Here is a 13,725-nt window from a genome sequence, read left to right on the forward strand (position 1 = left end):
CTCCCCCCCTCACCCCCCCCCTCCTCCCCCCCCCCCCCCCCCCTCCCTCCCCCCCCCCCCCCCCCCCCCCCCCCCCCCCCCCGGCACGGGTTCGTCCCGGTGCTCAGGTCACGTCGTCGTAGCCGTTGACCCGCTCCGTGCTCGTCTGCCCGGGCAGCGCCCGGCTCGGGGCCACCGGCTCGACCTCGCCGATGTACTCGGGGGTGAGATCCAGTTGTGAGGCCTCGTCGTCGGCGGGACCCAGGGCGTCCCGGCGGCGCCTGCGGCGGTCGTTCAGCAGGGAGAACGCGGTCGCGAAGAAGTAGAGGATCCAGATCGGCCCGGCGAGCGCCAGCATGGTCAGCGGGTCGGTGCTGGGCGTGGCCACGGCAGCGAAGACGGTGATGCCCATGATCATGCCGCGCCACCAGCTCATCATGCGCCGGCCGGTCAGGACACCGGTCAGGTTGAGCATGATCAGCAGCAGCGGCAGCTCGAAGGAGAGACCGAAGACGAGCACCATGCGGACGATGAGGTCGAGCAGGTCGTCCAACGGCAGCTGGTTGTCCAGATCCGCCGGTGAGAACTCGAGGAGCACCTTGGCCATCGTCGGCAGCGTCTTGTACGCGAAGAAGGCGCCGCCGATGAACAGCGGTACGCCGGTGCCGACGAACGCGTAGGCGTACTTGCGCTCGTGCTTGTGCAGGCCCGGGGCGACGAAACCCCACAACTGGTAGAGCCAGACCGGCGACGCGAAGATCACACCCGCCATCAGGGAGACCTTCAGGGCGAGCGTGAACGGGGTGAGCAGACCGTTCAGAACGATGCGGGCGCAGTTGCCGCTGCGCTGTTGCGCCAGCTCCGAGAAGGTGGAATCGCACCCCACCGCGGTCAGGATCGGGTTCGTGAAGAACTCGATGATGTCCTTGTAGAAGAAGGCGGCGACGATCGTCACGACGACGATGGCCAGCAATGCCTTCGCGAGCCGGTTGCGCAGCTCACGAAGGTGCTCCGCGAGGGGCATCCGCCCCTCTGGGTCCTTCTCCTTCTTGCGGGCAGACTTGAGCAACCCACGTTCCCATCTCGTGCGGCGGGCCGGAGGTCACCGGCCCTGCGTCAGCGCTTGGTCGAATCCGTGGGCTCACTGACCGGGCGCGAGCTGGTCACGTCGCCGGGGGAGGCCTGGATGGTGCGCTGAGCGGGGGGCTGCTCGCCGTCGTTGGGCGGGCCGGCCGGGGTGGCCGTGCTGTTGCCCTCGTCCTTCATGGCCTTCGCCTCGCTCTTGAGGATGCGAGCGGACTTGCCGAGCGAGCGCGCCATGTCCGGAAGCTTCTTCGCGCCGAACAGCAGGATGATGACGACGAGGATGAGAATGATCTCGGGGGCGCCGAGCCTTCCGAACATAAGTCTTTACCTTCTCACCGAGGCGGCTGGGTGGGACTGCTGTCCGACCGGCCGGACAGCAGTCCGAACGATCGTGCTGACAGCGATCGTAACGCTCAGGGGTAAACGTGAGGCAATCCCCGTGCGTACTCCCGGTCCGCGTTCCGGGCCTCGTTCTCCGGACCGCGACCAGCAGCGTACCTGTCCGAACCACCGCGACGGGAGGGCGAAGTGACCCAAAGCGCATTCCTCGGGACTCACAGGACGGCCCCGGCGGTGTTCACAGGGTGTCCACGGCCCGGGCCGCGCTCAGGGACGCCCGCTCCAGCTCCTCGGCGGCCCGGTTGATGCGGTGCGCGGAATCCGAGACCTGCCGGCCGAGGCGCTGCGCCTCCAGGAAGACCCGGACGGCGAACGCCCCGAGGACGGCGAGACCCAGAAAACCCGCGGCTACCGCGAACATCGGCCAGAACATGACGCCGAGCCTAGACCTTTCTACGGCGTGTGCAGCCGCAGGGTCCTGACCCCGCCCCCGGTGAGCAGCTCGACGACCCGCTCACCGGCCGGCTTGCGCACGGCGGCGCCGCAGTCGGGACAGGTGAAGGAGTAGAACGTGGTGCGGCTGGAGGCACCGATGGCCAGGCGCAGCGCCCCGGCGGCGAGTTCGAACCGGCCGCGGCAGTCCGGGCACCCGGCCCTGAAGACCACCGGGGCCACGTTCCTCATCCCCGCGAACGCCGAGGCCACCGAGATGCCCCGCGCCCCGGAGGTCGTCGCCGACTCGCTCACAGCTGCCGCTCCCGCCCGTCGACAAGCCCCCGCACCTGCTCGGCACGCTCCGCACCGCCCCGCCCGCCGGCGGGGTCCGGCGCCCTGCCGTAACCCCCGGCGCCCTCGGCCTCCACCCCGTCGTACGCGGCCAGTGCCTCGCGGGCGGCGCGGCGGGCGCTGTCGGCGAGATCCTTCGGCGAGACGATGCGGCCGTCGCGGCCGAGCCGCAGGGCCAGTCGCCGCAGCGAGGCCGGCTCGGGCGTGCGCAGGGTGATGCGCAAGCCGCCGTCCGGAAGTTCCTCGGCGCTGTCGTGCGGGTAGTACTCGGCGACCCAGCGCCCGCCGGGTCCCACCTCGACGACGACCTCCGGGTCCTCGGCGGCGGGCTGGACCAGGCCTTCCGACAGATCCCGCAGTTCGACCTCGGGCGGCGCGGCGGGCTCGTCGAGGATCCTGATCTCGGCGACCCGGTCGAGGCGGAAGGTGCGGCGCGCCTCGGAGCGGCGGCACCAGGCCTCCACGTAGGTGTGCCCGACGCTGACGAGGCGGATGGGGTCGATCTCGCGCTCGGTGACCTCGTCGCGGGCGGGCGAGTAGTAGCGGATCCACAGCCGGCGGCGCTCGGAGATCGCCCGGTCGACGTCGGCGAAGACGCCGCCCTCGGACTCGAAGGTCACCGACAGGCGGGAACTGGCGCCCGCCGCCTCCCCGGCCGCGGTCTCCACCTTGGCGGTGGCGCGCAGCAGTGCCTGGCGGTCGCTCTCGCGCAGGCCAGGCAGGGTCGCCACCGCGCGGGCGGCCACCAGCAGCGCGGTCGCCTCGTCGGCGGCCAGCCGCAGCGGCTCGGCGGCGTCCGCGCCGAGGGCGGCCGGGTTGTGCCACCAGATCCGCTCGCCGTCGGTGTCGATGTCGAGCAGGTCGCCGCCGCGGAAGCTGGTGCCGCACATGGGCAGCACGTCGAGGTCGGAGACCAGCTCGTCCTCGGTGATCCCGAAGGCGCGCGCCACGTCCTCGATGCGCGCTCCGGGGCGCTCCCGCAGATACGTCACCAGGGAGAGCATCCGCCGGGTCTGGTCGATCGCGTTCGCCGGCCTGACCGGTTTGCCTGCCACTGTGTTGCTCGCTCCCCCTCAGCCCTTGGCCACGGCGCGCAGCCGGTCCACCACGTCGGCCCGCAGCTCCGCGGGCTCCAGCACCACCACGTCCGGCCCGAATTCCACCAGCCAGGCGTCCAGCCCGTGTCCGTACGGAATCTGCAACTCGTCCCAGCCGTCGCCCAGTTCCCGCACGGCCGTGGCCCTCGCCCGCAAGGGGTACCCGCAGCCGCCGCGCAACCGGATCAGCGCGCTGCGGTCCGCGGTCTCCCCCGCCCAGCCGGCGACGGTCTCACGGACGGTGACGACATCGGGCACGGGCGCCGTGAACGCCGTACCGCGCGAGCGCACCTTGCCGGTGATCCGGGACAGCCTGAAGACGCGCTCGGCGCCCCGGTCGCGGTCCCAGCCGGCGAGGTACCAGTGGCCGCGCCAGCACTCCAGGGCCCACGGCTCGACGTGCCGGGCCTCGGGGCGGGCGGCGGTGGCCTTGCGGTAGTCGAAGACGACGGGCCGGCGATCGCGGCAGGCCAGCATCAGGGGCTCGAACGCGGCCTCGTGCACGGGGATGCGTGGTTCCAGGGCGCTGTGCGGCTCGTACGGGTCGACGTCCTCGGGCAGTCCGGCCGCGCGCAGTTTCTGAAGGGCACCACTGGCCGCGCCGGCGAGCCTGGCCTGCTGCCACACCTTGGCGGCCAGCCCCAGGGCCGCGGCCTCCTCGGCGTCGAGGGTGATGGCCGGCAGGCGGTTGCTGTCACGGCGGGCGAGGTAGCCGATCTCGCCGTCCAGACTCTCGACGGTCTCGATGACGAGGCCCAGCTCACGCAGGTCGTCCTTGTCCCGCTCGAACATGCGGTTGAAGGAGTCGTCCGAGCCGGCCGCGCCCCTGCCCGGACCGAACGCCTCGACATAGGCCTCGATGGAGTCACGCAGCTCGCGCTTGCTGAGCGGTCGTCGCGTCCCGAGCAGACACAGCGCCAGGTTCATCAGCCGCTCTGCCTTGGCAATGGCCATCGACGCCCTTCGCCTTCCCTGTGGTGCTTCCGACGGATGACCGTACCGCTCCGCGGCGTCCGGGCAAAAGCCGAAGGCCCATGCCCGGACAGGCATGGGCCCCGGCTGATCGAGACCGGTCGTACGACGATCAGACCCCGAGCAGGTCGACCACGAAGATCAGCGTCTCGCCCGGCTTGATCGCCGGGGTCGGGCTCTGGTTGCCGTAGGCGAGGTGGGCCGGGATGGTCAGCTGGCGACGGCCGCCGACCTTCATGCCCTGCACGCCCTGGTCCCAGCCCTTGATGACCCGGCCGCCGCCCAGCGGGAAGCGGAACGGGGTGCCGCGGTTCCAGCTGGCGTCGAACTCCTCGCCGGTGCTGAAGGCGACACCGACGTAGTGCACTGAGACGGTCTGGCCCGCCTGCGCCACCTCACCGTCGCCCTCCCAGATGTCCTTGATCTCGAGGTCCGCCGGGGGCTCGCCGCCCGGGAAGTCGATCTCGGGCTTCTCGATGCTCACGTCTTACGCTCCTGCTTGTTCGCGGAAAGGCAACAGACACAGTCTTACATCACGGCGGCGTCACATCTTCGCGAGGATGTCCACCGTGAAGACCATCGTGGAGTCCTTCTCGATGCCGCTGCCGGCCGGGGGCTGGTCGCCGTATCCCAGGGCGGGCGGGATGACGATGACGACGCGGCTGCCGACCTTCTTGCCGGTGAGTCCCTGTCCCCAGCCCTTGACGACCTGCTGGAGGGAGAACGAGGTCAGCGCGGACCGCTTGTACGTCGAGTCGAACTCCTTGCCGGTGTCCCAGATGACGCCCTTGTACTGCACGAGGACGGTGTTGTCGGCCGCGACCACCTCGCCGTCGCCCTCGATGACGTAGTTCGCCACGAGCTTCTTCGGCGGATCGGTCTTGGGGATCTCGACGGAGGGCGCCTTGCCGTCGGTGTTGGTCCCCACGGTCGGCAGGGCGGCGTCGTCCTGGGGGACGTCCTTGCCCTTGGCCGAACTCCTGGCGTTGAAGGTGTCCTGGATGTCGAACACGAACACCAGAGTGTCGGTGCCCTTGACGCCCGCCTCCGCGTTGCCCCCCTTGCCGAAGCCCCAGGTGGGCGGGACGGCGAACTCCACTCGGCTGCCGGCCTTCTTGCCGGTGAGGGCGTAGCGCCAGCCCTCCATGGTGCTGCCCTGCGCGATCTGGGTGAGCAGGGGCGACTTGCGCTCGTAGGAGTTGTCGAGGACCTTGCCGGTGTTCCAGACCTGGCCGAGGTAGTGGGCCTGGATGTAGTCGCCCTCCGCGACGGTCCGACCGCCGCCCGCGATGACCGTCCTGACGGCGAGCTGGTCGGAGGGCTCGCCACTGCCCTTGGCGACGGTGGGCTTCTCCCCGAACTTCGTGCCCGCGGTGATGGCCGGCAGCGGCCCGTCGACGATCTTGGGAGCAGGCGCGGCGGAGGGGGCCGAGGCGGAGGGCGACGCGCTGCTGTCCACCTTGCTCGACGAGTCGGACTTGTCGTCCCCGCATCCGGCGAGTGTGACCAGTCCTGCGGGGACGGCGGCGAGAATGAGTGAGCGTCGGCGCACGGTGGGGGCCTCGTAATCGGTTGATCTTGCTGATGGCGTGCGCGCAACTCTACGACGTGAGAAGGGCGCCGTACGGGGAACGTACGGCGCCCGTGTTGCGTTCCGCCATAACCGGGGAACGCGTTGCCCGGTCACATTCCGGCGATCAGCTTCTCCACCCGGTCGTCCACCGAACGGAACGGGTCCTTGCACAACACGGTGCGCTGCGCCTGGTCGTTGAGCTTGAGGTGAACCCAGTCGACGGTGAAGTCCCGCCGCTGTTCCTGGGCGCGGCGGATGAAATCGCCGCGCAGCCGCGCCCGAGTGGTCTGCGGGGGAACCGACTTGCCTTCGAAGATCTTCAAGTCGTTGCAGATCCGGGCGGCTTGTCCCTTGCGCTCCAGCAGGTAGTAGAGACCACGCCGGCGGTGGATGTCGTGGTACGCGAGGTCTATCTGCGCCACGCGCGGGTGCGACATGGTCATGTTGTGCTTGGCCCGGTACCGCTCGATGAGCTTGTACTTCATGACCCAGTCGATCTCGGTGCCGATGCGGTCGAGGTCCTCGGCCTCGATCGCGTCCAGCGTGCGGCCCCACAGCTCCAGGACCTGGTCGACGGTGCCGGTGCGGATGCCGCGCCGCTCGACGAAGTCCACGGCCTTCTCGTAGTACTCCCGCTGCACCTCCAGCGCGGAGGCCTCACGGCCGCTGGCCAGGCGCACCTTGCGTCGGCCGGTGATGTCGTGGCTGACCTCGCGGATCGCCCGGATCGGGTTCTCCAGGGTGAGGTCGCGCATCACGGTGCCCGCCTCGATCATGCGCAGCACCAGGTCGGTGGCGCCGACCTTGAGCAGCATGGTCGTCTCGGACATGTTCGAGTCGCCCACGATGACGTGCAGCCGGCGGTAGCGCTCGGCATCGGCGTGCGGTTCGTCGCGGGTGTTGATGATGGGGCGCGAGCGGGTGGTCGCCGAGGAGACGCCCTCCCAGATGTGCTCGGCCCGCTGACTGACGCAGTAGACGGCCCCGCGGGGCGTCTGGAGCACCTTGCCGGCGCCGCACAGCAGCTGCCGGGTCACCAGGAAGGGGATGAGGATGTCCGCGAGCCGGGAGAACTCCCCGTGCCGGGCCACCAGGTAGTTCTCGTGGCAACCGTAGGAGTTGCCCGCCGAGTCGGTGTTGTTCTTGAAGAGGTAGACGTCGCCCGCGATTCCTTCCTCGTGCAGGCGTCGCTCCGCGTCCACCAGGAGTCCTTCGAGAATGCGCTCGCCGGCCTTGTCGTGGGTGACCAGTTCGGTCACGTTGTCACATTCGGGTGTCGCGTATTCCGGATGCGATCCCACGTCGAGATAGAGGCGGGCGCCGTTCCGCAGAAAGACATTGCTGCTTCGGCCCCATGACACGACACGGCGGAAGAGGTACCGCGCCACCTCGTCAGGCGACAGGCGGCGCTGTCCCCTGAACGTGCACGTGACGCCGTACTCGTTCTCCAGCCCGAAAATGCGGCGGTCCATGAGTGAACATTACGCCCGATCCCCTGAACTGAAACGGGGTTCGGCCGCACGGTTCGGATCATTTTCCGATGAAGCCGCAACAACCCCGCTTCCGGCGGGAACCGCCATTACCCGCCCGGTGGCCAGCAAAACCACCAGGGCCACGGCGCCCGCCGCACTCGGTACGGCGAAACCCCACTGGGCGCCCCCCGCCTCGACGACCGGACCCGCGACCGCAGTCCCGAGCGAGTGGCCGACCGTGAAGGTGGTCACCAGCCAGGAGAACGCCTCGGTGACCGTGCCGCGCGGCGCGTGCCGGTCGATGAGGACGAAGGCGCAGGCGAGAGCGGGCGCCAGGAACACCCCGGCGAGCGCGGTGAGCGCCACCATGGCGACCGCTCCCGGCATCAGCGTGAGCGGCAGGTAACACACCGCGAGGAACGCCACGAGGACCCGCAGTCGCCGCTCCGGCACGCCCACCCACCGTCGCGCCCCGTACGCCACCCCGCCGACGAGCGCGCCGAGCCCCAGGGCGGCCATGAGCCAGCCGTACACCACGTCACCGCCGTGGTCGTCGGCGTACGGCACGGAGGCCACCGTGATGGAGCCGAGGGCGATGCCGACGAACAGGAAGGCGCCGAGCAGCACGAGCAGGCCGGGCGAGCGCAGGGCACCGAGCCAGTGCGCCTCGCGCGGGGCGGACCGCCACGCGCGCGAGGGCGGTGAGATCACCACGGTCAGCGCGCCGAGCACGCCTAGCGCGTTCAGGATCAGCAGTGCGGCCTGCGCCGACCAGAGCGAGGTGCACAGAGTCACCAGCAGCGGTCCGACGGTGAACATCACCTCCTGGGCCACCGCGTCCATGGCGTACGCGGTGTGCACCTGGTCCTCCCGGCGCAGCACCGACGGCCACAGCGCCCGCAGGCCGCCTTCCAGCGGCGGGGTGAACAGCCCGGCGGCCGCGACGGCGACGTAGGCGAGCGGGAGCGGGGCGATGCCCGTGAAGGCGAAGACGCCCATGGCGAGGGCCGCGGCGAGCGCGGCGGGCAACTGCACGCGGGGCTGGCCGCGCAGGTCCACGAGGCGGCCGAGCAGGGGCTGACCGACGGCGTTGGCGACCCCGTACACGGCCGCCAGCGCGCCCGCGAGGGTGTAGCTGCCGCCCTCGGCGCGCACGAACAGCACGATCGCGATGGCGCCCGTGGCGTTGGGCAGCCGTCCCACGAGGGTGCCGACGAGGAGCCGGGCCGCGTGTCGCGCCCTGAGGATCTCCAGGTATCCCGCGGTCATGTCCGCCTCCGTCGGCTCACCCGAGGCGGCCGGAGCCGCTCAGGTTTTACGTATAACGTGTCTCGGTCATACGTACCATGTGCGCTGTTCACGCGTCCAGACGAAAGAGCAGGCCCACGGTGGCACCAGGTAGCACGCGCCCGACGAGTCGCGACGTCGCCCGGGCCGCGGGGGTGTCCCAGGCCGCCGTCTCGCTGGTGCTCGGCGACAAGTGGCGCGGCCGGGTCTCCGAGGCCACGGCGGAACGGGTACGCCGGACCGCGCGGGACCTCGGCTACCGGCCCAACCTGGCGGCCCGCAACCTGCGCCTGGGCCGCACCCGCACGATCCTGCTCGTGGTCCCGGAGCTGACCACGGAGTTCTTCGCCGGCGTCTACACGGGCGCGGCCCGGCTCGCCGCCGCCCACGGCTTCGGCGTGGTGCTGTACCCCTCCCCCGAGGGCATCGGCCCCGCCCCGGACCCCTTCGCCTCCGCCCCGGCCGCCCTGGACGGCGTGCTGGCCTCCTCCATGGCCGCCGACGCCCTGACCGCCATCCGCGGCGACCAGCTGCCCCTCGTCATGCTCGACAGCGACCCCGACGGCAGTCTCGGGGCGGCCACGGTCAACCTGGACATCGCCGACGGCGCCCGCCGGGTCGCCGAGCACCTGCTGGGCCTCGGCCACCGGCACTTCCTGCACCTGGCGTCCGACGTGCCGTCCTGGACCTTCGAAGTACGCGCGCGGGAGCTTGCCGCGCGCCTGGGCGCCGTGCCCGGCACCTCCCTGCGGACCGCCCCCACCCCGATGACCATCCAGGGCGCCCTCACGGCCACGGAGACCGCACTGGAGGCCCCCGGCCCCCGTCCCACCGCCGTCGTCTGCGACGACGACAAGCTCGCCGCCGGCGTCTACAAGGCCGTACGGCGCCGCGGGCTGCGGATTCCCGACGACGTCTCCGTCACCGGCGTGGACGACATCGCGCTGGCCGCCGCGCTCGACCCCGAGCTGACGACCGTGCGGCTGGACGCCGAACTCTTCGGGGAGCGGGGCATGAGGGCCCTGCTGGCGGTCCTGGACGGCCGTACCCCCGAGGCCGGGGAGATTCCGGTCGAGCTGGTCGTGCGGGGCTCCACGGCCCCGCCCAGGGCCTGAGAGGACAGCTGTGCCCCGCCGTGGAACCGGCCGGGGCACAGGCGGGGCGGGTCGGGCTACTTCTCGTCGGGTTCCTCGGCGCTCTCCGCCTCGGTCGACGCTCCGCCGGCCTCCAGCAGCCGCCCCAGCTGCCCGCCGACGATCCGCTTGAACTTGCGCGACTGCGGGCGCGTACGGTCCAGCACCGCGACCTCCAGGCGCTCGGCGGGGATCTCCCGCTGCGTGCCGTTGGTGTCGCGGGACAGGGCCTGGACGGCGAGCTTGAGGGCCTCGGCGAGACTCATGCCGTCCTGGTGGCGCTGGTCCAGGTAGCTGCTGATCTGTTCGGCGTTGCCGCCGACCGCGACCGAGCCGTGCTCGTCCACGATCGACCCGTCGTGCGGCAGCCGGTAGATCTGGTCGCCCTCCGGCGTCTCACCGACCTCCGCCACGACCAGCTCCACCTCGTACGGCTTCTCGCCCGCCGAGGAGAAGATGGTGCCGAGCGTCTGGGCGTACACGTTGGCGAGACCGCGGGCGGTCACGTCGTCCCGGTCGTAGGTGTAGCCGCGCAGGTCCGCGTAGCGCACGCCGCCGATGCGGAGGTTCTCGTACTCGTTGTACTTGCCGGCCGCGGCGAAGCCGATCCGGTCGTAGATCTCGCTGAACTTGTGCAGCGCGCGGGACGGGTTCTCGCCGACGAACACGATGCCGTCGGCGTACTGGAGCACGACCAGGCTGCGGCCACGGGCGATGCCCTTGCGCGCGTACTCCGCGCGGTCGGCCATCGCCTGCTGGGGTGAGACATAGAACGGCGTCGACACCGGTTATCCGTCCCTTTCTGTGGAAGTCACTCGATCACCTTGCCGGGGGGCGGCCGGCTACAGCAGCGCGGCCCGCGGACCGTCCGGCTGCTCGAGACGGCGCGCCAGCACCGAGCGGGCGATCTCGGAGGACTCGTCGTCGGTGAGCCGGCGGAAGCCGTCGTCGGTGATCACGGTGACGATGGGGTAGATCCGGCGGGCGACATCGGGACCGCCGGTCGCCGAGTCGTCGTCTGCCGCGTCGTAGAGCGCCTGGACCACGAGCGTCGTGGCGTCCTCCTCGCTCAGGTCGCGGCGGTAGAGCTTCTTCATGGCTCCGCGCGCGAAGACCGAGCCCGAGCCGGTCGCCGCGAAGTTGTGCTCCTCCGAGCGGCCGCCGGTGACGTCGTAGGAGAAGATCCGGCCCTTGCCGCGGTCCACGTCGAACCCGGCGAAGAGCGGGACGACGGCCAGGCCCTGCATGGCCATGCCGAGGTTGGAACGGATCATCGTCGACAGCCGGTTCGCCTTGCCCTCCAGCGACAGCTGGGCGCCCTCGACCTTCTCGAAGTGCTCCAGCTCCAGTTGGAAGAGCTTGACCATCTCGACGGCCAGGCCGGCGGTGCCGGCGATGCCGACGGCCGAGTACTCGTCGGCGGGGAAGACCTTCTCGATGTCGCGCTGTGCGATGACGTTGCCCATGGTGGCGCGGCGGTCACCGGCGAGCACCACGCCGCCGGGGAAGGTCACGGCCACGATCGTCGTGCCGTGCGGCGCCTCGATCACGCCCTGCATGGGAGGAAGCTGCCGGTTGCCGGGCAGCAGCTCCGGCTGGTGGTCCGACAGGAAGTCCATGAACGAGGAGGACCCGGGCGTCAGGAAGGCTGCTGGCAGACGCCCGATGCCAAGGGAGTTGGCTTCCACGAGGTTCCTTCCGGATAGGCCGAATTCACAGGTGAAGCATCGGTATGCCAGGGACCTTACCCGGCTCGCGGCGGTGATCCACATGTCGCGTGGAACGCTTCCGACGGATCACGCGCCACCCCGTGGGAGCGCGGGGACCGGTGGGCCCGCGACAGGTGGCGGGCCCACCGGGCGGCTCACACCCCGCACCCTTGAACCTTCCGTTCGAAGGCAGGGACGGCCTACTGCCCGCCCTTTTGCACGAAGGAGCGGACGAAGTCCTCCGCGTTCTCCTCGAGCACGTCGTCGATCTCGTCGAGAACCGAGTCCACGTCGTCGCTCAGCTTCTCCTGACGCTCCTTGAGGTCCTCCGAAGCCTGCGTCTCCGCCGCCTGCTCCTCGACCTCCTCGGTGGAGCGCGTCGCCTTCTGCTGGCCGCCGCCGGTGTCCTTGGTCGCCATAACCGTCACCCCGCTCAGTTCGCCCGACATGGTCGACAGGTCGGCATCCTGCCGATCGGTGATGATCAGACCCTACAAGCCGGGTCCGACATCGGCCCCGCAGTTGCCACAACGTGCGGGAGCCACCTCGATGATTCCCGGACTCGGGGGTTTCCACCCCGGCCGTCCGGGCCGGGCCGAGTACCCGTTCAGCCGCCGGACAAGACCCTGACCAGGTCTTCCGCCGTACGGCAGCGGTCCAGCAGCGCCTTGACGTGATTTCGCGTTCCGCGAAGCGGTTCCAGGGTTGGAACCCGCTGGAGGCTGTCGCGGCCCGGCAGATCGAAGATCACCGAGTCCCAGGAGGCCGCCGCGACGTCGTCGGCGTACTGCTCCAGACAGCGGCCGCGGAAGTACGCGCGGGTGTCCTCCGGGGGCTTGCCCACGGCCCGCTCCACCTCCGCCTCGTCCAGGAGCCGCTTCACGCGCCCGCGGGCCACCAGACGGTTGTACAGGCCCTTGTCGGGCCGTACGTCGGCGTACTGGAGGTCGACCAGGTGGAGGCGGGCGGCGTCCCAGTCGAGGCTGTCGCGGCGCCGGTAGCCCTCCATCAGCTCGCGCTTGGCCACCCAGTCCAGCTCGCCGGCCAGGCTCATCGGGTCGTGCTCCAGGCGCGTGAGGGTGTCCTCCCAGCGCGCCAGGACGTCCTTGGTCTGCTCGTCGGCGTCGGCGCCGTAACGCTCCTCCACGTACTTGCGCGACAGTTCGAAGTACTCCATCTGCAACTGGACCGCGGTGAGTGTGCGGCCGCTGCGCAGTGTGACCAGACGTTTGAGGGTGGGGTCGTGCGACACCTGGTGGAGGGTGCGGACGGGCTGGTCCACCGCCAGGTCGACGGCGATGAAGCCGTCCTCGATCATCGACAGCACCAGGGCCGTGGTGCCGAGCTTGAGGTAGGTGGAGATCTCCGAGAGGTTCGCGTCGCCGATGATCACGTGGAGGCGGCGGTACTTCTCGGCGTCGGCGTGCGGCTCGTCGCGGGTGTTGATGATCGGGCGCTTGAGCGTCGTCTCCAGCCCGACCTCGACCTCGAAGTAGTCCGCGCGCTGGCTGAGCTGGAAGCCGTGTTCGTGGCCGTCCTGACCGATGCCGACCCGGCCCGCGCCGGCGAAGACCTGGCGGGAGACGAAGAAGGGCGTGAGGTGGCGCACGATGTCCGAGAAGGCGGTCTCCCGCTTCATCAGGTAGTTCTCGTGCGTGCCGTAGGAGGCGCCCTTGTTGTCGGTGTTGTTCTTGTAGAGGTGGATCGGCTGGGCGCCCGGGAGCGCCGCGGCCCGCTCGGCCGCTTCGGCCATGATCCGCTCGCCCGCCTTGTCCCACAGGACGGCGTCACGCGGACTGGTGACCTCGGGAGAGCTGTACTCGGGGTGGGCGTGGTCGACGTAGAGACGGGCGCCGTTGGTGAGGATCACGTTGGCGAGCCCGATGTCCTCGTCGGTGAGCTGGCTGGAGTCGGCGACCTCACGGGCGAGGTCGAATCCCCGCGCGTCCCGCAGCGGGTTCTCCTCCTCGAAGTCCCAGCGGGCCCGGCGGGCCCGGTGCATCGCCGCCGCGTAGGCGTTGACGATCTGGGACGAGGTGAGCATGGCATTGGCGTTCGGGTGACCGGGGACGGAGATCCCGTACTCCGTCTCGATGCCCATTACTCGCCGTACGGTCATGCGGCCCTCCTTGCCCGGCGGCACCCTCGGTCGTGGGCGCCGCTCAAGTACCGCGGGTGCTCCGGTGCGTGTGCGGTGCCCGTCCCCGCACTGCGCCCGGCGGTACGCAAGAGCCTAGAACGCCTCTGCGCTGGTGGGGAGATCATTTGCGTCATTGCCTGCTCCAGCCGTGG

General features: G+C 70.5%; 15 protein-coding genes. 1 reads left to right on the forward strand and 14 read right to left on the reverse strand.

The annotated features are described in order from the left end of the window. Nucleotides 1-103 precede the first annotated feature (103 nt). The 10 genes from tatC to ACZ5Y0_RS17470 all read right to left on the reverse strand — a co-directional run bounded on the left by tatC (nt 104) and on the right by ACZ5Y0_RS17470 (nt 8,573). A complete protein-coding gene (tatC, locus tag ACZ5Y0_RS17425) occupies nt 104-1,048 on the reverse strand; it encodes a twin-arginine translocase subunit TatC (protein WP_469129529.1) in 945 nt (314 codons plus the stop codon). 47 nt (nt 1,049-1,095) lie between these two features. Next, on the reverse strand, nt 1,096-1,383 hold the full coding sequence (gene tatA / locus ACZ5Y0_RS17430; RefSeq protein WP_469129530.1) for a Sec-independent protein translocase subunit TatA: 288 nt from the start codon (nt 1,381-1,383) through the stop codon (nt 1,096-1,098). A gap of 259 nt (nt 1,384-1,642) precedes the next feature. Continuing rightward, nucleotides 1,643-1,837 (reverse strand): hypothetical protein, encoded by a 195-nt coding sequence (locus ACZ5Y0_RS17435; protein WP_469129531.1) that lies wholly within the window; start codon nt 1,835-1,837, stop codon nt 1,643-1,645. A 20-nt stretch (nt 1,838-1,857) separates the two neighbouring features. Beyond that, the gene (locus ACZ5Y0_RS17440; RefSeq protein ID WP_469129532.1) at nt 1,858-2,151 is read right to left on the reverse strand and encodes a hypothetical protein; all 294 of its coding nucleotides are present in this window, start codon (nt 2,149-2,151) and stop codon (nt 1,858-1,860) included. Continuing rightward, on the reverse strand, nt 2,148-3,245 hold the full coding sequence (locus ACZ5Y0_RS17445; protein ID WP_469129533.1) for a helix-turn-helix transcriptional regulator: 1,098 nt from the start codon (nt 3,243-3,245) through the stop codon (nt 2,148-2,150). The genes ACZ5Y0_RS17440 and ACZ5Y0_RS17445 overlap by 4 nt, the downstream gene beginning before the upstream one ends. An 18-nt stretch (nt 3,246-3,263) precedes the next feature. Then, a complete protein-coding gene (locus tag ACZ5Y0_RS17450) occupies nt 3,264-4,241 on the reverse strand; it encodes a helix-turn-helix transcriptional regulator (protein ID WP_469129534.1) in 978 nt (325 codons plus the stop codon). Nucleotides 4,242-4,371: 130 nt separating this feature from the next. Further along, entirely contained in the window at nt 4,372-4,743 is a 372-nt protein-coding gene (locus tag ACZ5Y0_RS17455) for an FKBP-type peptidyl-prolyl cis-trans isomerase (RefSeq protein WP_073495330.1), read from the reverse strand. 60 nt (nt 4,744-4,803) lie between these two features. After that, nucleotides 4,804-5,811, reverse strand: coding sequence for an FKBP-type peptidyl-prolyl cis-trans isomerase (locus tag ACZ5Y0_RS17460; protein ID WP_469129535.1), 1,008 nt, complete (start codon nt 5,809-5,811; stop codon nt 4,804-4,806). A gap of 131 nt (nt 5,812-5,942) precedes the next feature. After that, on the reverse strand, nt 5,943-7,304 hold the full coding sequence (gene pafA, locus ACZ5Y0_RS17465) for a Pup--protein ligase (RefSeq protein WP_020117715.1): 1,362 nt from the start codon (nt 7,302-7,304) through the stop codon (nt 5,943-5,945). A 9-nt stretch (nt 7,305-7,313) separates the two neighbouring features. Further along, nucleotides 7,314-8,573 (reverse strand): MFS transporter, encoded by a 1,260-nt coding sequence (locus ACZ5Y0_RS17470; protein WP_469129536.1) that lies wholly within the window; start codon nt 8,571-8,573, stop codon nt 7,314-7,316. 119 nt (nt 8,574-8,692) lie between these two features. Here ACZ5Y0_RS17470 and ACZ5Y0_RS17475 point away from each other — a divergent pair, with 119 nt between their 5' ends. Beyond that, nucleotides 8,693-9,706 (forward strand): LacI family DNA-binding transcriptional regulator, encoded by a 1,014-nt coding sequence (locus ACZ5Y0_RS17475; RefSeq protein ID WP_469129537.1) that lies wholly within the window; start codon nt 8,693-8,695, stop codon nt 9,704-9,706. Between the two features lie 56 nt (nt 9,707-9,762). On the opposite strand, the gene prcA is transcribed toward ACZ5Y0_RS17475, so the two are convergent. The 4 genes from prcA to dop form a co-directional block, all read right to left on the reverse strand. Then, entirely contained in the window at nt 9,763-10,509 is a 747-nt protein-coding gene (gene prcA / locus ACZ5Y0_RS17480) for a proteasome subunit alpha (protein WP_469129538.1), read from the reverse strand. A gap of 57 nt (nt 10,510-10,566) precedes the next feature. After that, nucleotides 10,567-11,412 carry a proteasome subunit beta gene (prcB, locus tag ACZ5Y0_RS17485; RefSeq protein ID WP_467514987.1) on the reverse strand — a complete coding sequence of 282 codons (846 nt, stop codon included), beginning with the start codon at nt 11,410-11,412 and terminating at the stop codon, nt 10,567-10,569. 221 nt (nt 11,413-11,633) lie between these two features. After that, nucleotides 11,634-11,852, reverse strand: coding sequence for a ubiquitin-like protein Pup (locus tag ACZ5Y0_RS17490; protein ID WP_019757212.1), 219 nt, complete (start codon nt 11,850-11,852; stop codon nt 11,634-11,636). Between the two features lie 188 nt (nt 11,853-12,040). Continuing rightward, a complete protein-coding gene (gene dop, locus ACZ5Y0_RS17495; RefSeq protein ID WP_469129539.1) occupies nt 12,041-13,552 on the reverse strand; it encodes a depupylase/deamidase Dop in 1,512 nt (503 codons plus the stop codon). Nucleotides 13,553-13,725 lie beyond the last annotated feature (173 nt).

The organism is Streptomyces sp. NPDC033216, from assembly GCF_055577115.1.